Annotated in this window: 18 protein-coding genes; 11 read left to right on the forward strand and 7 right to left on the reverse strand. The window is 34.9% G+C overall.

Features of this window, described 5'->3' with window-relative positions; genetic code table 11:
* Positions 1-17 precede the first annotated feature (17 nt).
* The 4 genes from comJ to A9G40_RS09985 form a co-directional block, all read right to left on the reverse strand.
* Complete coding sequence (gene comJ / locus A9G40_RS09970) at positions 18-500, reverse strand: competence protein ComJ (protein ID WP_065568106.1); 483 nt, start codon at positions 498-500, stop codon at positions 18-20.
* A 123-nt stretch (positions 501-623) separates the two neighbouring features.
* On the reverse strand, positions 624-1,061 hold the full coding sequence (locus A9G40_RS09975) for a hypothetical protein (protein WP_065582912.1): 438 nt from the start codon (positions 1,059-1,061) through the stop codon (positions 624-626).
* 85 nt (positions 1,062-1,146) lie between these two features.
* The gene (locus tag A9G40_RS09980) at positions 1,147-1,644 is read right to left on the reverse strand and encodes a CPCC family cysteine-rich protein (protein ID WP_065582913.1); all 498 of its coding nucleotides are present in this window, start codon (positions 1,642-1,644) and stop codon (positions 1,147-1,149) included.
* A gap of 183 nt (positions 1,645-1,827) precedes the next feature.
* Positions 1,828-2,178, reverse strand: a complete 351-nt coding sequence (locus A9G40_RS09985; protein ID WP_065582914.1) for a hypothetical protein — start codon at positions 2,176-2,178, stop codon at positions 1,828-1,830.
* Between the two features lie 332 nt (positions 2,179-2,510).
* Between A9G40_RS09985 and A9G40_RS09990 the strand changes: the two genes are divergently transcribed.
* Positions 2,511-4,811 (forward strand): zinc/cadmium/mercury/lead-transporting ATPase, encoded by a 2,301-nt coding sequence (locus A9G40_RS09990; RefSeq protein WP_081295788.1) that lies wholly within the window; start codon positions 2,511-2,513, stop codon positions 4,809-4,811.
* A 75-nt stretch (positions 4,812-4,886) separates the two neighbouring features.
* On the opposite strand, the gene birA is transcribed toward A9G40_RS09990, so the two are convergent.
* Genes birA through murB form a run of 3 tightly spaced genes read right to left on the reverse strand, consistent with a single transcriptional unit; the run spans position 4,887 to position 8,027 of the window.
* Positions 4,887-5,840 (reverse strand): bifunctional biotin--[acetyl-CoA-carboxylase] ligase/biotin operon repressor BirA, encoded by a 954-nt coding sequence (birA, locus tag A9G40_RS09995; RefSeq protein WP_065582916.1) that lies wholly within the window; start codon positions 5,838-5,840, stop codon positions 4,887-4,889.
* On the reverse strand, positions 5,815-6,957 hold the full coding sequence (locus A9G40_RS10000) for an MFS transporter (RefSeq protein WP_065582917.1): 1,143 nt from the start codon (positions 6,955-6,957) through the stop codon (positions 5,815-5,817). The genes birA and A9G40_RS10000 overlap by 26 nt, the downstream gene beginning before the upstream one ends.
* A 59-nt stretch (positions 6,958-7,016) precedes the next feature.
* A complete protein-coding gene (gene murB / locus A9G40_RS10005) occupies positions 7,017-8,027 on the reverse strand; it encodes a UDP-N-acetylmuramate dehydrogenase (RefSeq protein WP_065582918.1) in 1,011 nt (336 codons plus the stop codon).
* A gap of 457 nt (positions 8,028-8,484) precedes the next feature.
* Here murB and A9G40_RS10010 point away from each other — a divergent pair, with 457 nt between their 5' ends.
* The 10 genes from A9G40_RS10010 (at position 8,485) to A9G40_RS10055 (ending at position 21,281) form a co-directional block, all read left to right on the forward strand.
* On the forward strand, positions 8,485-9,714 hold the full coding sequence (locus A9G40_RS10010; protein ID WP_065582919.1) for a phosphopentomutase: 1,230 nt from the start codon (positions 8,485-8,487) through the stop codon (positions 9,712-9,714).
* Positions 9,715-9,766: 52 nt separating this feature from the next.
* Positions 9,767-10,483: a purine-nucleoside phosphorylase gene (gene deoD / locus A9G40_RS10015; protein WP_065582920.1), complete on the forward strand. Its 717-nt coding sequence runs from the start codon at positions 9,767-9,769 to the stop codon at positions 10,481-10,483.
* Between the two features lie 102 nt (positions 10,484-10,585).
* Positions 10,586-11,833, forward strand: a complete 1,248-nt coding sequence (locus tag A9G40_RS10020; RefSeq protein ID WP_065582921.1) for a nucleoside permease — start codon at positions 10,586-10,588, stop codon at positions 11,831-11,833.
* A gap of 281 nt (positions 11,834-12,114) precedes the next feature.
* On the forward strand, positions 12,115-13,284 hold the full coding sequence (gene add, locus A9G40_RS10025; protein ID WP_081295789.1) for an adenosine deaminase: 1,170 nt from the start codon (positions 12,115-12,117) through the stop codon (positions 13,282-13,284).
* Positions 13,285-13,313: 29 nt separating this feature from the next.
* Positions 13,314-15,287, forward strand: a complete 1,974-nt coding sequence (locus A9G40_RS10030) for a bifunctional 2',3'-cyclic-nucleotide 2'-phosphodiesterase/3'-nucleotidase (RefSeq protein WP_065582923.1) — start codon at positions 13,314-13,316, stop codon at positions 15,285-15,287.
* Positions 15,288-15,310: 23 nt separating this feature from the next.
* On the forward strand, positions 15,311-15,715 hold the full coding sequence (locus A9G40_RS10035) for a cytidine deaminase (RefSeq protein WP_442902724.1): 405 nt from the start codon (positions 15,311-15,313) through the stop codon (positions 15,713-15,715).
* Positions 15,716-15,862: 147 nt separating this feature from the next.
* Positions 15,863-17,164, forward strand: a complete 1,302-nt coding sequence (locus A9G40_RS10040; protein WP_065582924.1) for a pyrimidine-nucleoside phosphorylase — start codon at positions 15,863-15,865, stop codon at positions 17,162-17,164.
* A 28-nt stretch (positions 17,165-17,192) separates the two neighbouring features.
* Positions 17,193-18,878 (forward strand): bifunctional UDP-sugar hydrolase/5'-nucleotidase UshA, encoded by a 1,686-nt coding sequence (gene ushA / locus A9G40_RS10045; protein WP_065582925.1) that lies wholly within the window; start codon positions 17,193-17,195, stop codon positions 18,876-18,878.
* 14 nt (positions 18,879-18,892) lie between these two features.
* The gene (locus tag A9G40_RS10050) at positions 18,893-20,440 is read left to right on the forward strand and encodes a YjjI family glycine radical enzyme (protein ID WP_442902723.1); all 1,548 of its coding nucleotides are present in this window, start codon (positions 18,893-18,895) and stop codon (positions 20,438-20,440) included.
* Positions 20,415-21,281, forward strand: a complete 867-nt coding sequence (locus A9G40_RS10055) for a YjjW family glycine radical enzyme activase (RefSeq protein WP_065582927.1) — start codon at positions 20,415-20,417, stop codon at positions 21,279-21,281. Before A9G40_RS10050 ends, A9G40_RS10055 begins: the two co-directional genes overlap by 26 nt.
* The last annotated feature ends 107 nt before the right edge of the window (positions 21,282-21,388 follow it).

Genomic DNA, 21,388 nt, shown 5'->3' on the forward strand with positions numbered 1-21,388 from the left:
TCATAGCAAAGGTGGAATTATAGTACTCCTGATTGAATTATTTTTTGTTTTTTTCCTCCCCATTCGTCATCAATCATATAGTGTGCGACGATTGGGGTTGAGGTAGCTACAAAAGTAAATTTATAAAAAACTTCATCACTTTCACAAATTTCATAATACAGCGAATACAATGGCGCACTTAATGGTAAGTCAATGGTAAACTTTTCTGTAGCAGAGGCAACTTCAACGCTATATTCATGATGGGTGTAAAAAGGAATAGCAATACATCGTAAGGTTTGGGTATCTATTGTAAAACTATCTGCTAATGTTAAAAAAACATTTGCACCGAAAGTATCATCAGGTAACGGATCAAAAATGGCATAATCACGATGAATCACTGCACCTTGCTCAATGTTTTTCTGCCCCCACTGCGACAACGTTTCACAATACGGTTTGGATCTGACTAAAATTTGACTATTTGATATTAACAAATCCACAATTTGTTGGTTATTTTGCCTCATAAATAATACTCGCGTTTACATTTGATAAAATCATCAAATCAAAAATAATATTTATTATAAGTAATATATATTATCAATATTTGGCTTATTGTAGAATGACATTCTATGTTAGGATTGTTATTGCTAATTCTTAGATAAAACAAGGTTAATTGGGTTATTTAATTCGATAGTTATTTTAAAATTAGCGCTGGATTGTACTATAAGGAAATTGTTAGGTAGTTCAATTGCATTAATAAATGGATTTGATGTTTCAAAATAGATCACCCATTTTAAAGCATTTTCTGATGTTAAGTAGGCGATAAAACCTTCAGAGCCATAACTCCCCTCACCTAAATAGCAGTTATTACCATCATTTAGGGCTATTTTTTTGATGATATCAATACTAGTTATATTATCAGGATCTTCGCTCAAAAAAAGATTCAAATTAAATGGCTTCCCCTTTTTTATAAATAATTGGGGATAAAATTGGGTTGAAAAAGAAATTGAATCACCAGTGGCAAAGTAAATGCCATCTTTTATCGGTAGTGTTTGCCTATCCCATAACGCCAATATTTTGGTCATCTAATCATCCTTTAATACTTATAAATAGATATCAAAAAGCATTTTGTTGTATGTACCCTGAAATACTTGTTTTATACAATTGTTATTAATTATCATTACCTGATTTATATGGAATATTAATGAAGTTAACTTTTTGTTTTTCAAATTTTCCTTTATATTGCTTTAAAGTTGAATGATTAACTACACTGTATTTATCTAACTCATGATGCAAAGTGCCATCATCCTCCCAAGAACATAATGGGCAAACATCGTATTGCCCTTGATGTTCTAAGGTTAAATAGCTACAACATGGGCATATATATAAAATATCTTCATCGCCAATAATAGTGATAGGTTCATTATATAAATCACTAATGTATTTTTTTAAATAGTGATTAGAATATCCTTTCAGCTTAATATCAATAAAATAGTCCAATAAAAATATTTGAACGGCACCATCAAAAATACTTGTATATGTTAAAGATTGACCATGCTCATCAAGGTAATCAGCAAAGAGAATATTCTCAATCTCTTTTGTTGGGCATTGTATAATCATATTAATAGCTAATTGTGTTAAAGCAAGTTTACGGCTAAGTGTCTTCATTGCAAATGCCCTATCATTATTATTAACCTATCTATTTCATGATTTTATACAAAATTAAATGTTATTTAATATGTCACAATTAAAGTTACTTTGATTTAGGTTTATCTTATTTAAAACCAATCTTTTGATATCATTAAATATGTTGTAAAACTTCAATGTGATTTTCCTTCATCATAGATAGTATTAAGTTTTATTGTGGCTGAAATTATCTAATTTAAACAAAAGATAGTCATATAATTTTTCTGCAAAAAAATTAGCATGTTCACTTTTTACTATTAAATTAAAAAAATAATATTGATCATACAACTCATCAATCATAAGGTCGGAAAGCATAAAAAACTCAAGGTATGCTAAATATAATTTTTTTATATCATTAGAGATTTCTTCTAAAGAAATATGATAATTTGTTATATCATAAAAAATATTAGTGTATTGATTATTAATCTTACTTAACTCTATAAAAGGAGCTCGCTTTTTCTCACAAAGCGCCCAATGAAGAGCCCTTGCCTTATCATTGCTATAAATAAATTTCATAATTTATAGAAAGTCCCACGTTGTTTATAGTAAGTTGAAAAACGATTAGGGTTGGAATCTACATAATAAAACAAAATTAATATCCTATCATCAATAAGACATAGGATAATTACATCACAAAAATAACGATTATAGATTTAGCTAAATGTTTGGTAAACTAGCCATTTATAATGACTAAAAAAGCTAAACAACTAATCCAACTCAACTACAACATACTCGCTCAACTCATTTTTAATTAATCCTCCTTATTTAGCACATAATGAAAATAAAAATAATTTTCTTTTTTATTTTTTAGCGTACAATCAAAATCATCCACTCACTTAGGTAATGTTATGTTATACAATAACAAATACATACATCATCATAATTGTCATAGTAATTGTCAAAATATAGCACACAATCATGTACAGATGCCTCATGATATAAATTGTCATCAAGAATCCACGCCTTGTTGCGGAGGAGATACTCATACTACCAAATCCCAAAATAACTTTGGCGATCCTCCAGAAGATCCTGATAGGCAAAACCAACATGTTAAATTAACGTGGAAAATAGCCGGTATGGATTGTGCCAGTTGTGCTCAAAAAATTGAAAATGGTTTAAAAACCTTACCTAATATTAGCCAAACAAAGATGATATTTTCTACCGAAAAATTAATGGTTTTTGTTCCCCAAAAGAATCAGGAAATTATTCAATTAATTGAAAATAAAGTTATCGAGTTGGGTTATAAACCTATTTTCGAGCCTTCCAATAAGCATTCGCATCATCACGATCATCATCATTTTGACAAAAAGGCACTAATCCCTTTAGTTGTATTAGGAACTTTAATTGTGATGAGTTATATCCTGTTATTATATAATCAAACTATTGGCGAATATGCATTTATGGCAACCGCAATAATAGGGTTAATTCCTATTTTGAAAGAAGCATTGGTTTTAACGCGCAGTGGTACACCATTTGCGATTGAGTCGTTAATGAGCGTGTCAGCTATTGGTGCTTTATTTATTGGGGCAGCCGAAGAAGCCACCATGGTCATTTTTTTATTTATGATTGGTGAAATGCTAGAAGGTATTGCAACAAGTAAAGCAAAAAAAGGCATTTCCTCGCTCGCTCAGCTCATGCCCGAAGAGGCTGTAATAATCATTGACGGAGCACGAAAAACCGTTGCCAGTCATAGTTTAAAACCCAATGATATTATTGAAATTTCATCAGGAGGGCGGTTGCCTGCTGATGTGATTTTGATGAGCGAACAAGCCAATATTGATGAAAGCGCATTAACTGGCGAATCCATTCCGGTTAATTATCTTTCAGGCGATAAGATTTTGGCTGGTTCGTTGGTGGTTGATAATACAATTCAACTTAAAGTGGTATCAGAAGTCGGACAAAATGCGGTTGATCGTATTTTACAGATGATTGAAGATGCCGAGGAGCGCAAAGCGCCTATTGAACGTTTTATTGATAAATTTAGCCGTTACTATACGCCTACAATTGCTTTATTTGCACTATTGGTAATTGTTGTGCCACCTTTGTTGTTCAATGCTGATTGGTATACTTGTTTTTATCGTGGCTTGACGTTGTTATTAATTGGTTGCCCTTGTGCGCTTGTAATTTCAACCCCTGCGGTGATAACTTCGGCCTTGTCGAATGCGGCAAAGCAAGGTGTGCTAATTAAAGGTGGAGCAGCATTAGAGCATATTGGTTCGGTTAAACTGGTTGCGTTTGATAAGACTGGTACCTTAACTGAAGGTAAACCACAAGTAACCGATGTGATTCCTCAAGATATTTCCAAAGAACAATTATTAACAACGGTTGCCTCGATTGAAAGTGGTTCGCATCATCCTATTGGTAAAGCTATTGTTGATTACGCATTACAAAATCAGTTAAGCATTAATCAGGCCGATAATCGTAAAGCAATTGTGGGAATTGGTATTCAAGGCGAGATTGATAATCAGATTTTTTATATTGTTTCTCCAAACAAAGTTGCGACCGTTTCAACGCCTTTAAATGATGAACACGCTAAAATCATTGCGGAACTTGAAAGTGCAGGTAAAACCGTGGTGGTTGCGGTAACAAATCAACAACTGATGGGCATTATTGCTCTGCAAGATATGTTGCGGTCAGATGCAAAGACTACAATACATGAACTTAATCAGCTTGGTATTAAATCTTTGATGCTAACAGGTGATAATGCACGAGCGGCTAAAGCTATTGCCGATCAGTTAGGTATGGAATACCGCGCTGAACTGTTGCCTGCCGATAAGTTGATTACCATTGAAAAGCTCCACAACACAACGTCAATTGCTATGGTAGGTGATGGTATTAATGATTCGCCAGCCATGAAGGCCGCAACGGTGGGTATTTCCATGGGAAGTGGCACAGATGTTGCGCTAGAAGCTGCCGATGCCGCATTAACTAAAAATAGCTTACTCAGTTTACCTAAGTTAATTCGTTTGACTCGCTTTGCGAGTCGTAATATTAAACAAAATATTACCATTGCATTAGGAATTAAGCTGATCTTTTTGATTACCAGTTTGTTTGGTTTTACTGGACTGTGGCTAGCAGTGTTGGCTGATTCAGGCACGACTGCGATTGTGACTGCTAATGCCCTTCGGGTTTTGACATTTAAAAAATAAAAGTTAAGAATATATTTACTTAATCTATTCCGCTTGTTACAAGCGGAATAGTTATTTTAAATAATTTTAAGTTTATTATTCATCAATTCTTAATGATATTTCGCCACCAATATGGGCATTAATTTTACCGTTTTGTTCTAACAATAAAGCGCCTTGCTCGTTGATGCCTTTTGCAATGCCGCGAATGGTATTATCACCAATTAATAGTTTTACTAGTCGATTGGCAAAGTTATCTAGTCTATTCCAATCATGAATAAATGGTGCTAAACCATGTTTTTCAAATTCGATTAATTGACTTCTTAAGACTTTGGCGACTTGAGCCACAAGTAAATTACGATCAACATTACCTAAATTAGCCCATTTTTGGTTAACTATGTTGGTATCGGGGTTTGTCATGGTTAGATTGACACCAACACCAATCACTACATGGGCACAATCACCAGTTTTACCGGCGAGCTCAACTAAAATACCTGCTAACTTTTGGTCGTTAAGGTAAAGATCATTTGGCCATTTAACTTTGATCTCTTGGCCTGATAATGTGCGTAAGGTATCGGCAAGTACTATCCCTACCACCAAACTTAACCCCATTGCCGCGGCTACGCCTTGATCTAATCGCCAATACATCGAGAAGTATAAATTGCTACCAAAAGGTGAAAACCATTTTCGCCCACGTCTTCCTCTCGCTTTTGATTGAAATTCAGCCACACAGCAATCACCTGATGTTAATTGCCCTATTCGATCAAGCAGATATTGGTTGGTTGAATCAATAATCGGTAATACTTCACACTGACTATTCGACTGGTAATACTGGTCAATTTTAGCTTTATTAAGCAAATTAAGAGGAGAAGCCAAGCAATAGCCTTTACCTTGTACTGACGTTAATACTATCCCCCACTCGCGCAGTTGTTTGATATATTTATTAATACCAGCACGTGTTATGCCGAAAATGGTTGCCAATTCTTCGCCTGAATGGAACTGTCCATCGGCCAATATTTCAATTAATTTAAGTGGATTTTTGTGGCTGCGCATCCGTTCCTCTTTTTTTAACTAATAAGATAACGAAGTATAACGAAATTATAGCAAAACTAACAAATAAATAGGTATTACTCGTTTTATCCATGATGAATGCTATCACCGCAGGAGCAACTAGGCTACCTAAAGTGTTAGTTAATAGCATTGCTTGATTCATAGCCACAATATTTTGCTTTTTAACACATGAGCAAGCCCAAGCCATCGATATGGGATAAATGGTGTAAATGGTTGCACCTAATAAGATAATTGCCAACGCACCAAACCAATTAAATATTAGCATGATACATGCAACCAACATAAGCAGTGATTCAATTAGCAATACAATTTGCCGTCCAAATTTGTCGGCACACCAATTGGCAGGCATTTGTGCTGCCACTCCTGATAAAATAAGTAAAATCATCCAATTAGCAACTTGAATATCGCTATAACCCAAGTGTGAATAATAAACTGGTAACAGTGAATATAACGACCCAATTAACATACCAGCAATAACGCAACCGGTTAACCCAAGCCGAGAGGGTTTATTTAATATCATTGGCATAATGTCAAAGCTGCTTTTTTTTCTTTTTGGTAATTTATAATGTGTACGCAAAATAAATAAAATCGCAAGCCCCATCAGTAACATAATAACCAATCCAAAATACAAGACATCTTGTGGAAAATACTGCAACAAAGCTTGCCCCAAAACCGTGCCTAAATAATAAGTGGTTAAATAAACTGCAAGCATTTTCCCACGTGTATGCACTGGACCGGTGAGTAATATGCAACTTTCAATCACCACCCAAGTGACAGCGCATGCAATGCCAATAAAAAAGCGCCACATTACCCAGCTATAAAAATTCATTGAAAAACTTAAACCAATAGTTGCAATAGCAAAAATAATGCAACTATAGGTATAAGTGTGTCGAGCATTAAATTTACTAATAAACCAATTGGCAAAAACAGTACCAATCAAGTTACCAGTAAAATAGCTTGATCCCACAAGACCAATTTGCCCAAGCGAAAACTCATTACGCACTAGCCACAATGGCACTTGCGTATTGAGAGCTGACAACGAGATAGTCACAAAGAGTAAACTCGTTAATAAAATAGGAAATGAATACGAATGTTTCATAATGTTATCGCATATAATTTATGGGTTATGTTTTGCGGGCAATTATAATTTGATATTAATTATAAATAACTGTCAGCATTAATTTCGCCCGAGTTGCCGATAAATCGGATTTCTGGCGATAAACTCACCAAGAATTTTTGTAATACACATTTTTTTATATAACGAGCTAATTCAACTACATCTTGCGCTGTTGCTTGGTTTTTGTTAACTAATACAAGCGCTTGTTGTTGATGCACGGCAGCTCCGCCTATTTGATAGCCTTTTAGACCACACTGATCGATAAGCCAACCTGCGGCCAATTTTGATTGATGATTGGCTTGTGGATATATTGGCATATTCGGATAAATTTCAAGTAGCTTATCTGCCTCAATTTTATCGACCACGGGATTTTTAAAAAAGCTCCCTCCATTACCAAGAACTTTTGGATCGGGCAATTTACTGCGGCGAATTTCGCACACTTTATCAAAGACCCTTTTTGGGGTGACATTTTTTGGATCAAAGTTTCGTAATTCACCATAAGTTAGTACTGGTTGCCACAGTTTGGGTAATTTGATACCAACATTGATGACCGCATAACCTTGCAAATATGCTTTTTTAAAGATGCTTTCACGGTATCCATATTGACCATCGGTAACTGTGATGATTTTACCTGTAGCAAGCTCAAGCAGTTCTACATAATCAGCAATGTTTTGAAACTCAACACCGTAAGCACCAATGTTTTGAATAGGCGCCGAACCAACACAACCCGGAATTAATGCGAGGTTTTCAAGTCCTGATATATCTTGCGCAATAGTTGTTGATACTAAATCATGCCAAATTTCGCCAGCCCCCACTTTTAAATGCCACGCTTGTTCGGTTTCGGTTATGGTAATACCTTTTAGGCGATTAACAATAACAATACCATCAAAGTCACAGGTAAAAAGAGTATTACTGCCTTCACCAATAATTATAATAGGTAAATTTTGAAAGTTATCTTGCCAAACTCGTTGTAATTGTTCGACTGTAGTGATCGTGACAACTTTTTGTGCAAAAACAGTTAGACCAAATGTATTAGGAATTTTTTGTTTCATTGATAACTACCTTTATTTTTGTGAAAATAGATGTCCAAAAGTCAATCGATTTTATGTGTTATTTTTATAGTTTGGACTCTATTGCATTTGCTGATTATATTACCACATTGGTTAAGCTTATTTGATTAATTATTTAATCGCGAATAATTTTAATTTTTCTTTAAATTTACTATTAATCGTGCACTTCATAAAACTAGTCTATTTACTTTTTTTCGACAAAAGTGTGACTATTATCAAATTCATCACATTATTTATACAAATATTCAACTAAAGTAACGCTTAAATCTTTTTTGTTTTTTGTTATCGTGTATTATAACTAACCAAGCGATGTTTTTTATAAATTATAGTCTGAATTACTTATTGCTAGCGCGAAAAACAACCACTGTTATTTAATTAGCAGTTATTGATTATATTGTTTGTGCGCAAGTTAAGTTTTGCTTATGAGTTAGAGGAAATTATGAAAAGAGTTTTTATTATGATCCTAGATTCCTTTGGAATCGGCGGCGCTGAAGATGCCAAAAAATTTGGAGATGAAGGTGCAGATACATTGGGTCATATCGCTGAGTTTTGTGCATTAGGTAAAGCGGAACAAGGTCGAAGTGGACCATTGAAATTACCTAATCTAGGAAAATTAGGCTTAATAGAAGCCGCCTATGAGTCAACTGGAGCATATCTTAAAGGCATGATGACAGAAGGCGAAATTATTGGTTCATATGGTTATGCCAGTGAAATCTCATCAGGTAAAGATACACCTTCAGGACATTGGGAAATTGCAGGTGTACCAGTCCTTTTTGACTGGGGCTATTTTACTAATACCACTAACAGCTTTCCTCAAGATCTTTTAGATAAGATTATTTCTCGCGCAAAACTTCCCGGTTATCTTGGTAATTGTCACTCATCAGGCACGATTATTCTTGATGAGCTTGGTGAAGAACATATGGCGTCTGGCAAACCTATTTTTTATACTTCTGCTGATTCAGTCTTCCAAATTGCCTGTCATGAAGAGACATTTGGCTTAGATAGACTTTATGAAATTTGCGAAATTGCTCGTGACGAACTGAATAAAGGTAACTACAATATTGGTCGCGTTATTGCTAGACCATTTGTTGGTAAAAAAGCAGGTGAATTTGTGCGTACGGGTAATCGTCACGATCTTGCTGTTGAACCACCAGCGCCAACGATAATTAAAAAGCTGGTTGATGAAAAACACGGTACTGTAGTGTCAATCGGTAAAATCGCCGATATTTATGCACAAGTTGGGATTACTAAAAAAGTGAAAGCGACCGGTATTGAAGCTTTATTTGATGCATCACTTGAAGAAATCAAACAAGCTAAAGATAACACCATTGTATTTACTAATTTTGTCGATTTTGACTCCTCTTATGGTCACCGCCGTGATGTATCGGGTTATGCTGCTGCGTTAGAATATTTTGATCGTCGCCTTCCTGAGATGTTGGCACTTATTAAACCCGGCGATCTGCTTATTATTAGTGCCGATCATGGTTGCGATCCAACTTGGCCTGGTACTGATCATACTCGAGAACATATCCCTGTCATTGTTTATGGAGATAGTGTGCCAGTTGGATCTTTAGGTCATCGTGAAACATTTGCCGATATTGGGCAAAGTGTTGCCGATTATTTTGATTTATCGCCAATGGATTACGGTAAATCATTTATAAAAAAATAAGTAATTTAAGTTCAAATAATATCGATTTAGAAACAAATATCAGGAGAAGTTGATGTCTACCCCGCATATTAATGCCATTGATAATGCTTTTGCAAAAACCGTTTTAATGCCTGGCGATCCGCTACGAGCAAAATTCATTGCAGAAACCTTTTTAGAAAACGCACAAGAAATTACTAATGTAAGAGCCATGTTAGGTTTTACGGGTTATTACAAAGGTCAAAAAGTTTCAATTATGGGGCATGGAATGGGCATTCCATCTTGTTCAATTTACGCAACTGAACTGATTAAATTTTACGGTGTTGAAAACATCATTCGTATTGGTTCGTGTGGTGCAATTAGTCCTAATGTTAACGTGGGTGATGTTATTGTTGGTTTGGGCGCTTGTACCGATTCAAAAGTCAATCGCTTACGTTTTAAAGATCATGATTTTGCCGCTATCGCCGATTTTGATTTAACTTGTAATGCCGTTAATGCCGCAAAAAAATTAGGTGTAAATGTTAAAATTGGTAATCTTTTTTCTGCAGATCTTTTTTATAGTGTTGAACCTGATATGTTTGATGTTATGGAAAAGTACAATATTTTAGGCGTTGAAATGGAGGCTGCCGGCATTTATGGGGTTGCTGCCGAATATGGTGCAAAAGCACTGGCCATTTGCACGGTTTCAGATCATATTCGAAAAGGCGAAGCAATGTCAGCAGAGCAAAGACAATTAGGCTTTAAAGAAATGATCACCGTTGCATTAGAGTCTGTTTTATTAAATCAAAACTAAAAAATGGCAGGAAATCTGCCATTTTTTATTTTGATCAAATAATTATTTTATTAATATTTGGATAATAGGTTATACAAGATCGCGTTTATTAAGGAATCATAAATGAATATTAAGTTTCAACTTAAAGTTATATTTTTCTTGCAATTTTTTATCTGGGGAAGCTGGTTAATCACCCTAGGTTCTTACATGATGCGTAAATTAGCATTTACTGGTATTGAAGTAGGAGCAATATATGGAACAATGGGCATCGCTTCATTATTCATGCCAAGCTTACTTGGTATTGTCGCTGACAGATGGATACCTGCTAATCGTTTGTATATGCTTTGTCATTTAATCGGTGCGATAACGCTATTTATTGCGGCTTCTGTCACATCACCTTTCATGATGATGATAGTGATACTTGTTCATTGCTTAGCTTTCATGCCTACTATCGCCATTTCAAATTCAATCTCTTATTCATGCTTAGAATCACAAGGACTTGATGTCATTACTCAGTTCCCTTGTATCAGAATTTTTGGCACGATCGGTTTTATTGTTGCCATGTGGCTTGTGAGTTTTTTACAGTTAGAACTTAGTAGTATGCAACTTTATATCGCTGCTGCATCTTCTTTGTTACTCAGCCTTTATTCATTTTCATTACCATTAATTCCAACAACAAAAAACACGAATGATGAAAAAAACATCATTAGCTCATTAGGATTAGATGCTTTTGTTTTATTCAAACAACCTAGAATGGCTATTTTCTTTTTATTTGCAATTTTATTAGGTGGCATTTTACAAATCACCAACACCTTTGGTAATCCATTTTTACATGATTTTGAAAAATTTCCTGAATATGCCGATAGCTTAGTGGTTAAGTATCCTTCCGTACTATTATCTATTTCTCAAATTTCAGAAGTGGTATTTATTTTATTTGTACCTTTCTTTATGAAACGTTTAGGTATCAAATACGTTATGCTAATTAGTATGTTTGCTTGGGTTGCACGTTTTGGTTTATTTGCTTATGGTGATCCATCTCCAGTCGGTTTTATACTATTACTTCTTTCAATGATTGTTTATGGTTGTGCCTTCGACTTTTACAATATATCAGGTTCAATGTATGTTGAAAAATCCGTATCGCCAACTATTCGTAATAGTGCTCAAGGACTATTTATGACCATGACCAATGGGCTTGGTGCTTATTTAGGTTCGGTAATTAGTGGCTTTGTAGTCGATCATTACACAACTACAAGTGGCATTGATTGGCAAACAGTCTGGCTTGTTTTTGCAAGTTATGCTTTGGTTCTAGCTATTGTGTTTATGTTGATTTTTAAAAACGAGAATCCTAATCCACAAGCAACCATAAATTAATAATTCATTGAGTGGTTGTTCATTCCCGCCACTTAATCAATATGCAGGCAGCAATATTAGTTGTTGCCTTTTGCTAGCACAAAATTAGCTTAAAAATATGATTTACCAAACAAAAATATAAATAAGTAATGCAAAATGTATGGCGGGAGGATGTCTTATCAAGGTAAAATACCCTAGCTTATAATTAGCAACAATAAATATGCTATTTTTAGCTTTGATAAGTGTTTTAATGTCATTATTACTAAAACCATTTAGCTCATTTTAAATAGATTAAATACCTAATGAACGATCAAATAATACCCAAAGTCATATTACATGAGCACATTGAAGGGAGCATTACTCCTATTATGGCTCAAAAGTTAGCTGATAAAAATCAAATCCCCTTTCCTAGTTCTTTATGTTATAAAAAGGGAGAATATGATGAGCAAGAGTATCAAAATGGACGTTATCGATATGATGAAACAAATTTCATAGAATTTATTCAAACTTATGATACTGTTTCTCATTTTTTAAAAACTCCGGAAGATTATTATTTAATTACATTTGATTTTTTGAGTAGAAATGCCAAACAGGGACTAATCTACTGTGAACTTTTTATCTCTCCTTATCATATCTGTGCAACCGAAATTGATGGCAAAATGACTTGGGATAAAGAACGATTCCAACAAACCTTAACACAAATGGATAAAGCCATTATTGACGTCCGAAAAAATCATAATATTACCGTTAGGTATCATGTTATCGGCGTTCGACATCTTGGTGCTAAAATTGTCCATGAAACATTAAAATTTATTGAAAATAATCATCACCGTTTTATTACTGGATTCAACATTGCAGGCAATGAAAGAGCAGGTCATTTCGATGATTTTCAAGATTCACATCAATTAGCATCTAAATTAGGCTTACAAAAATCTTATCATGCAGGCGAAATTGAGCCAGCAGAAAGCATCATTCAAGCATTAAAACATGGCGCAACAAGAATTGGGCACGGCATTAAAGCCATTGATGATCAAAATCTAATTAATGAACTGATTAAGAACAACATCACCCTAGAAGTTGCACTCACCAGTAATCGTATTTTGGTTAATGAACTACACGGCGATATCTATCAGCACCCAATAAGACGGCTTTATGACCAAGGGGTTCGCATTACTCTCAATACGGATGATGCCGGAATTTTCGGCACCGATATTGAAAAAGAATATAACATTGCCCAATCCATATTTGCATTTTCACGATTAGAATTGCTTGACATAACGCTGTGTGGCGTTCAGGCCGCATTTGCCGAAGAATCGGTTAAGAGTCGTTTGATAGGGCATGTTTTTTCATGTTTTACCTCTAATGATAAACAAGTGATGAAAAAATGCATTAATGATAAGAAATATCATCCAGCAATCATTAAACGATTTTTAGAATATCAAAAGCAGTTACTAGCCATGCCCGTTAACTAATTTAGTTATCAGAATGATAGGAGATTCGCATGAAAAAAAATAAACGCATCCTGACCTTTTTATCCCTATTTATTTCCGGTATTGCTAATGCTGCAACAGTCGATTTAAGAATTATCGAAACGACTGATTTACACGGCAATATGATGAATTATGATTATTTTAAAGATCAAACTATTGATTCATATGGGTTAGTTAAAACTGCCAATTTAATTCATCAAGCAAGAGGTGAAGTAAAAAATAGTGTTCTTGTAGATAATGGTGATTTAATTCAAGGTAGCCCAATGGCTGATTATGCAGTTGATAAAGGCCTTAGTGAGGGCAAGATACACCCAGTATATAAAGCACTCAATACCCTTGATTATGTTGTTGGTAATATTGGTAACCACGAATTTAATTTTGGATTGGAATTTCTGAAAAAAAGCCTTTCTGGAGCTAAATTTCCTTACATTAATGCCAATGTCTATGATGCTAAAACCAATAAGCCATATTTCAAGCAATATATTATTGTAGATACTCCTGTTATTGATAGAGATGATAATAAGCATACTATCAAAATTGGTTATATCGGTTTTGTCCCACCACAAATTATGCAATGGGATAAGCTTAACCTTAATGGCAAAGTTGTTGTCAAAGATATTACTGAAACCGCTAAATTATTAGTACCGGAAATGAAAAAACAAGGCGCTGATGTCATTATTGCAATTCCACACTCTGGCGTGTCGGCTGAACCTTATAAAGCGTTAGCTGAAAATTCAGTTTATTACTTAAGCCAAGTAAAGGAAATTAATGCAATTATGTTTGGTCACTCACATGGCGTCTTCCCAAGTGAAGAATTTGAATCACTTCCTAATACTGATATAAAAACTGGAAATATCAATCATGTTCCCGCGGTCATGCCAGGACAATGGGGAAGCCATTTAGGCGTAGTGGATTTAGTTCTAACGGGAGATAAATCCAATTGGCAAGCTATTTCAGGGAAATCTGAAGCACGGCCCATTTATGACCAAACGAATAAAAAAGCCTTAGTTGAAGCTGATCAAAAACTCGTTGATATTCTAACAACAGACCACCAAGGTACGCGTAAATTTGTAAGTAAACCTATTGGTAAAGTTTCAACCGATATTACTAGCTATTTAGCGCTAGTCGAAGATACATCAGCCTTACAAATTATTAATGATGCACAAACCGATTACGTTAAGCAATTTATTCAAGGCGATCCAGATCTGGATGGCCTGCCAGTTTTATCAGCTATTGCACCATTTAAAGCTGGTGGCAGAAAAAACGATCCAAGCGCTTTTGTTGACGTAAAAAAGGGTGATCTTACCTTTAGAAATGCAGCAGATATCTATCTGTATCCTAATATTTTATCTGTAATTAAAATTACAGGCAAAAATATAAAAGAATGGCTTGAATGTTCTGCGGGTATGTATAACCAAATAGATATTCATACAGCAAATCCGCAATATCTAATTAATTGGGATAAATTTAGAACCTATAATTTTGATACAATTGATGGTGTAAATTATCAAATCGATATCACCAAACCTCCACGTTATGATGCTAATTGCCAGTTAATCAATCCAACATCTGAAAGAATAACTAATTTGACATACAAACAAAAACCACTTGATCCTAATCAAATGTTTTTAATTGCTACAAATAATTATCGAGCTTATAGCGGCATATTCCCAGGTACTGGCGAAAAAAATGTTAAATTTAATTCACCAGATGATTTAAGAGTGATCCTGTCAGCTTATATCACTAAGGTTACTAAACAAGAAGGATCGGTCAATGTTATTGTTGATAACAACTGGCAAATTGCGCCAATATCGAGTGAAACCAAATTAGATATTCGTTTTGAATCATCCCCTACTGATGAAGCTAAAACTTATATTGAAAAACATTCACTATACCCTACTGAATTTATCGAAAAAGATAAATTAGGTTTTGGTGTTTATCGATTAGATTTACAGTCATCAGCTAACGCTCAACCTAAAATTTAATTAATATTATTACGAAACAAAGGATTCTCAATATGAAAATTGAAAAACTCATTGAACTCGCTAAAACTGCTCGCTCTAAAGCTTATGTTCCTTACTCCAAATTTCAGGTTGGTGCAGTATTAATCACTGAAGATGATGAGGCGATTTTAGGTTGCAATGTTGAAAATGCCTCTTATGGCCTAGCCAATTGTGCAGAACGTACCGCTATTTTTAAAGCAGTTTCAGAAGGTAAAAGAAAATTTAAAAAATTAGTGGTAATTGGTGATACTGACGGTCCAATTTCGCCTTGTGGAGCTTGCCGTCAAGTAATCAGTGAGTTTTGCGCTAAAGATATGCCAGTTATTTTAACGAATATGCAAGGTAAAATCCAAGAAACCACTGTTGGTGAATTGTTACCTTGGTCTTTTTCGCCAAGTGATTTAGATTAGTTTTGCTTGTGAGCAATGTAATTTTAGCTATATTGAAAATAAAAAGAAATTGATACTTATTGTTAGCTAGGATTAGCCTTCTCATCAAGCTAAATTATGGATGAGAAGAATATAATCCTAATTTATTGATATTAAGAGAGACGAATAATGAGATTTGTAGATATTATTGAAAAAAAACGTGATGGACATGCATTAACCACTGACGAAATTCAATTTTTTATTACTAACTACACTAATGGTACCATCCCTGATTACCAAGTTAGCGCTTTATTAATGGCAATTTATTATCAAGGTATGACATCAAAAGAATGTGCGGATTTAACCAGTGCCATGATGTATTCAGGTGATACTGTTGACCTATCATCAATAAAAGGAATTAAAGTCGATAAACATTCAACTGGTGGTGTGGGTGACACCACAACATTAGTACTTGCTCCTTTAGTTGCAGCATTAGATGTGCCGGTCGCTAAAATGTCAGGACGTGGGCTTGGGCATACTGGTGGCACAACCGATAAATTTGAGTCGATTGCGGGATTCAAAATTGAATTAAGCAAACAAGATTTTATTAATCAGGTGAATACCAAGGGTTTAGCAGTAATCGGTCAGTCAGGTAATTTAACACCAGCCGATAAAAAGCTCTATTCACTACGTGACGTAACTGGCACCGTTAATTCTATCCCACTTATTGCAAGCTCAATTATGAGTAAAAAATTAGCTGCTGGTGCTGATGCTATTGTGCTTGATGTTAAAACCGGTGATGGCGCACTAATGAAAAATATGGTTGATTCAGAAAAATTAGCTCACGAAATGGTCAATATCGGTAACCAAATTGGCCGCAGAACCATGGCTATTATTTCAGATATGTCACAACCACTTGGTTTTGCAATTGGTAATGCACTTGAAATAAAAGAAGCGATTGATACTTTGAAAGGTAAAGGTCCTGCTGATTTAACTGAGCTAGTTTTAACATTAGGTAGCCAAATGGTTGTGCTTGCCAACAAAGCGAAAACATTAGAAGAAGCCAGAGCTAAACTCCAAGAGGTCATAAAAAATGGTAAAGCAATTGAAAAATTTAAGACCTTAATTGAAGCGCAAGGTGGTGATAGCTCGGTTGTTGATCATCCTGAAAAATTAGCAAGCGCGCCATACCAAATCGCACTACCTGCGCAAAAATCAGGCTACATTACAAAGATTATTGCGGATCAAATTGGCATTGTTGCAATGCAATTAGGCGCGGGGCGAGCAACCAAAGATGATATCATCGATCCAGCGGTTGGAATCGTATTACATAAAAAAGTCGGTGATAAAGTTGATGAGGGTGAAGCTTTATTAATGATTCATGCCAATACTGATAAGCTTGATGCAATCAAACAAAAATTGTATGACAATATTATTGTTAGTGATAGTGCAAGCGAGCCACAATTGATTTATAAAGTGATTACGGAGTAGTCATTATAATAAGGATTTAGGAGGAACCATGTTTCAGCCAAAATTAAATAAAAAAATATCACTACTTGTTGTTTTGAGTCTATTTTCAGCTAATGTTATAGCGACTGTTTCGAACAAAAAACCAACAATACCCACTTGGGAAAAGAACACAATTTATCAATTTACTATTCTACATACTAACGATCACCACGGTCGTTTTTGGCAAAATGATATTGGTGAATATGGACTTGCTGCACAAAAAACAGTCGTTGATAAAATAAGAAAGGAGGTAGCTGCTAAAGGCGGAAAATTGTTGCTTCTATCTGGCGGTGATATTAATACTGGCGTTCCTGAATCCGATGTACTTCAAGCAAAACCTGATTTTTTAGGTATGAATGAAATTGGCTACAATGCGATGGCTGTGGGTAATCATGAATTTGATCACCCTTTAACGATTATTCGTGAACAACAAAAATGGGCAAATTTTCCTTTTCTATCTGCAAATACTTACTTTAAAGGCACCGATAATCGTGTTTTTGATGCCTACGCAACATTTGATTTAAATGGTATTAAAGTGGCAGTATTTGGATTAACCACAGATGATACAACTTTTTTAGCTTCACCTAAAAATACTGATGGCATTGAATTTCATAAAACCTTACCCGAGGCGCAAAAAATTATAGCTCAGATAAAAAAGATGGAACATCCTGATATGATTATTGCTTTAACGCATATGGGACATTATGAAAATGGCGAACATGGTTCAATGGCGCCTGGAGATGTTGAATTAGCCCGCGGGTTAAAAAGTGGTGAATTAGATATGATTGTGGGTGGTCATTCACAAAATCCCGTTTGTATGGCAAGTCCAAATAAGCGCATTACCGAATATGTCCCAGGAACCCCTTGTGCACCCGATCAGCAAAACAGGACTTGGATTGTTCAAGCGCATGAATGGGGTAGATATGTTGGACGTGCAGATTTTACCTTTTTAAACGGCAAAATAACTTTGCAAAATTATCAACTAATCCCTATCAATTTAAAAAAAGAAGTTGATAATGGTGATGGTACAAAACGCCTTGAATATTACAGTGAAGAGATATTACAAGATAAAAAATTACTCGAAAATCTAAAGCCTTATCAAGAACAAGGAAAGCAACACTTACTAATTAAAAGCGGAGAGTTATCCGGCCGACTTGAAGGTGATCGTAATATTGTAAGATATCAACAAAGCAATATGGGACAATTATTGCTTAGCGCTTTTATTGAAAAAACCAGTGCTGATATGGGGATTATGTCAGGTGGTATGATTCGCGATTCATTAATTGAAGGTAATATTACTTATCGCGATATTTTAAAAGTTGAGCCTTTTGGTAATAACGTTGTTTATTTTGATCTGACGGGTAGTGAATTAATTGATTACCTTAAAGTAGCTCTTAACAAAAAACCAGGTTCTGGCGGATATGCGCATATGAAAAATATCACCTTGACACGATCAAACAATAACATTGAAGATATAAAAATTAAAAATGAACCTATCGATTTACAAAAATCATATCGCATAGTTACGCTAGACTTTTTAGCTGCTGGTGGTGATGGTTACCCAATAACCAATACTTCACCAACTTATGTTGATACGGGTTATCGTGATGCTGATGTAGTAAAACAGTATTTTGAGAAATACTCTCCTATTAATGCATCAGATTATGAACCAACACCATTTATTTTTGAAAAATAAGTACTGAGGTAGCTATGAACATGACAGAATTTCAACTAAATTGTTATAATATAGTGACTGATCCTAATCTATCACCTAAACAAAAATCCCATTTACTTGCACTTGCAGCAGAAAATAATTTACCTTATGTAAATCTAGATAGTGAAACCCGACATGCTTTAGATGAACGTGTGATTTGCGATATGTATGAAGGTCATGCGCCCTATAAGCCCCGCTATGTGCTACCTGATTATGCTAAATTTTTAAAGCAAGGTTCAAAATGGCTAGAACTTGAGCCAGCAAAAACATTTGATGATGCATTAAATATGCTTACCATCATTTATCATCACGTTCCTTCGGTAACTGGTATGCCTGTTTATTTGGGGTGTTTAGATGAAGTGTTACTTCCTTATGTTGGCGATTTAACAGAAGAGGATCTTTATCCACGATTAAAACGTTTTTGGATTATGCTTGATCGCAATCTTCCTGATGCATTTATGCATGCCAATATTGGTCCGACCGATAATGTGATCTGCCGCGTTATTTTACGTGTTGATCGCGAGCTTAAACAAGTTGCTCCGAATCTAACGTTTATTTATGATGAAGATATCACGCCAGAATCGTTACTCAATACCGCAATTGAAAATATTTGCGAAACAGCAAAACCTCATATTGCTAATAATATGATGATTAAAAAAGATTTTGATGAAAAAGGCTACGGTGTAGTGAGCTGTTATAACTCACTGCCTATTGCTGGTGGTGGAAGCACATTATCCAGAATTAATTTGAAAGAAGTGGCATTACGTAGTCAAGATATTGATGATTTTTTAAAACATGTTCTTCCACACTACTGCCAATTACAGATGAATTTAATTCAAGCAAGATCAGCATTTCTTTTTGAAAAATCTAACTTTTTTAGCAATAGTTTTTTAGTTAATGAAGGATTAATTGACACAACTCGATTTGCACCAATGTTTGGTATTTATGCGATGGCAGAAGCAGTCAATATTTTACAAGAAAAATCTGGATTAGCAGGACGTTATGGTAAAGATGAAGAAGCCAATGAGCTAGCTTCAACAATTTCTAAACAACTTGCTGAATTTGTTGATAATCATAAGGTTAACTATGCTTGGAAAGGAAAGGCGATGTTACATTCGCAATCGGGCATCAGTTCCGATAGAGATGCCACACCTGGTTTACGCATACCTTATGGACATGAACCTGATCCTGTTACACACATTATGGCATTATTTAAACACCATAAATATTACACCTCTGGCATTAGTGATATTTTAACGATTGATGAAACGATAAAAAATAATCCATTAGCATTAGTACAAATTTGTAAAGCCGCATTTAAATTTGGTTTCCGTGAATTTACTGCTAATATCAGTGGTAATGATCTTGTGCGAGTAACTGGCTATATGGTAAGACTATCGGATATCAAAAAATATAAACAAGAAGGATCGCGGATTAATACGACATTTTTAGGTAGCGAAGCAGCCGAAGCGCCTGACAACAAGAGTTACTTATGCCGCACACCTCGAGTAATCAGCTATGAACAAGCCATGGGCAATCATTAATAAACTGTTACCCTTTTCTTGTGTTGACGGACCAGGAAACCGGTTAGTCATATTTTTACAAGGCTGTAATTTTAAGTGTTTAAATTGCCACAATCCTTATACTATTTCGCCGTGTAAGGATTGTGGTGATTGTGTGGCAACTTGCCCGCATCAAGCGTTAACATTTATCAATAATAAAGTTATCTGGCAATCTTCACAATGTGAGCAATGTGATACATGTATTAATACTTGTCGTCATAGTTCTACTCCAATGACCTATCAATATAGTGTTGAAGATGTTTTACTTGAGATCCGCAAATACTTGCCTTTTTTGAATGGTATTACCATTAGTGGTGGCGAAGCGACATTACAGTTACCTTTTATTGAAAGACTTTTTCATGCTGTTAAACAAGCCGAGGATTTAAAGCACCTTACCTGCTTTATTGATAGCAATGGTTACTTAGTGAAAACAGGTTGGCAAAAAGTAGAAAACGTAATGGATGGTGCGATGATCGACCTTAAAGCTTGGGATGATGATGTACATAAAAAACTGACGGGTAAAGGCAACCTACGAGTGAAAGAAACCATTAAATATCTTTCAGAAGTTAACAAATTATATGAAGTAAGATTTTTAATTATTCCAAAACAAACCGATCTACAAGACAATGCTAAAAACATTGCAGAATTCTTAATGGATTTGGATCCTAATATTCGAATAAGAATTAATGCATTTCATAATCATGGAGTGCACGGTATCGCCAAAACATGGTCTGTAGCCACTAAACAGCAAGTCGAACTTTTTGCAGAACAATTAGAACAAAATGGGTTAAATAAAATTACCTTACCATCTGTATATTTATAATCTATTTTGCTGAAATTGAGTAATAACGGATAAATTAAATATACGTTACAGAGGTGGAGGAGCTTTCCTCCTCTTTATTATTTTGTTTGACTCAACTTATTGTGATA

The sequence above is a fragment of the Gilliamella sp. Nev3-1 genome, from assembly GCF_001690435.1.
GTDB classification, from domain to species: Bacteria; Pseudomonadota; Gammaproteobacteria; order Enterobacterales; family Orbaceae; genus Gilliamella; species Gilliamella apicola_C.

What these genes read in the sequence shown, in the direction of transcription:
- murB (WP_065582918.1), bottom strand. Translation starts at nt 8,027, where the DNA reads ATGAAACAAAAAATTCCTAATACATTTGGTCTAACTGTTTTTGCACAA.
- A9G40_RS10020 (WP_065582921.1), top strand. Translation starts at nt 10,586, where the DNA reads ATGAATATTAAGTTTCAACTTAAAGTTATATTTTTCTTGCAATTTTTT.
- add (WP_081295789.1), top strand. Translation starts at nt 12,115, where the DNA reads ATGAACGATCAAATAATACCCAAAGTCATATTACATGAGCACATTGAA.
- comJ (WP_065568106.1), bottom strand. Translation starts at nt 500, where the DNA reads ATGAGGCAAAATAACCAACAAATTGTGGATTTGTTAATATCAAATAGT.
- A9G40_RS09980 (WP_065582913.1), bottom strand. Translation starts at nt 1,644, where the DNA reads ATGAAGACACTTAGCCGTAAACTTGCTTTAACACAATTAGCTATTAAT.
- A9G40_RS09975 (WP_065582912.1), bottom strand. Translation starts at nt 1,061, where the DNA reads ATGACCAAAATATTGGCGTTATGGGATAGGCAAACACTACCGATAAAA.
- A9G40_RS09985 (WP_065582914.1), bottom strand. Translation starts at nt 2,178, where the DNA reads ATGAAATTTATTTATAGCAATGATAAGGCAAGGGCTCTTCATTGGGCG.
- A9G40_RS10040 (WP_065582924.1), top strand. Translation starts at nt 15,863, where the DNA reads ATGAGATTTGTAGATATTATTGAAAAAAAACGTGATGGACATGCATTA.
- A9G40_RS10000 (WP_065582917.1), bottom strand. Translation starts at nt 6,957, where the DNA reads ATGAAACATTCGTATTCATTTCCTATTTTATTAACGAGTTTACTCTTT.
- A9G40_RS09990 (WP_081295788.1), top strand. Translation starts at nt 2,511, where the DNA reads ATGTTATACAATAACAAATACATACATCATCATAATTGTCATAGTAAT.
- ushA (WP_065582925.1), top strand. Translation starts at nt 17,193, where the DNA reads ATGTTTCAGCCAAAATTAAATAAAAAAATATCACTACTTGTTGTTTTG.
- birA (WP_065582916.1), bottom strand. Translation starts at nt 5,840, where the DNA reads ATGCGCAGCCACAAAAATCCACTTAAATTAATTGAAATATTGGCCGAT.
- A9G40_RS10030 (WP_065582923.1), top strand. Translation starts at nt 13,314, where the DNA reads ATGAAAAAAAATAAACGCATCCTGACCTTTTTATCCCTATTTATTTCC.
- A9G40_RS10010 (WP_065582919.1), top strand. Translation starts at nt 8,485, where the DNA reads ATGAAAAGAGTTTTTATTATGATCCTAGATTCCTTTGGAATCGGCGGC.
- A9G40_RS10050 (WP_442902723.1), top strand. Translation starts at nt 18,893, where the DNA reads ATGAACATGACAGAATTTCAACTAAATTGTTATAATATAGTGACTGAT.
- deoD (WP_065582920.1), top strand. Translation starts at nt 9,767, where the DNA reads ATGTCTACCCCGCATATTAATGCCATTGATAATGCTTTTGCAAAAACC.
- A9G40_RS10055 (WP_065582927.1), top strand. Translation starts at nt 20,415, where the DNA reads ATGAACAAGCCATGGGCAATCATTAATAAACTGTTACCCTTTTCTTGT.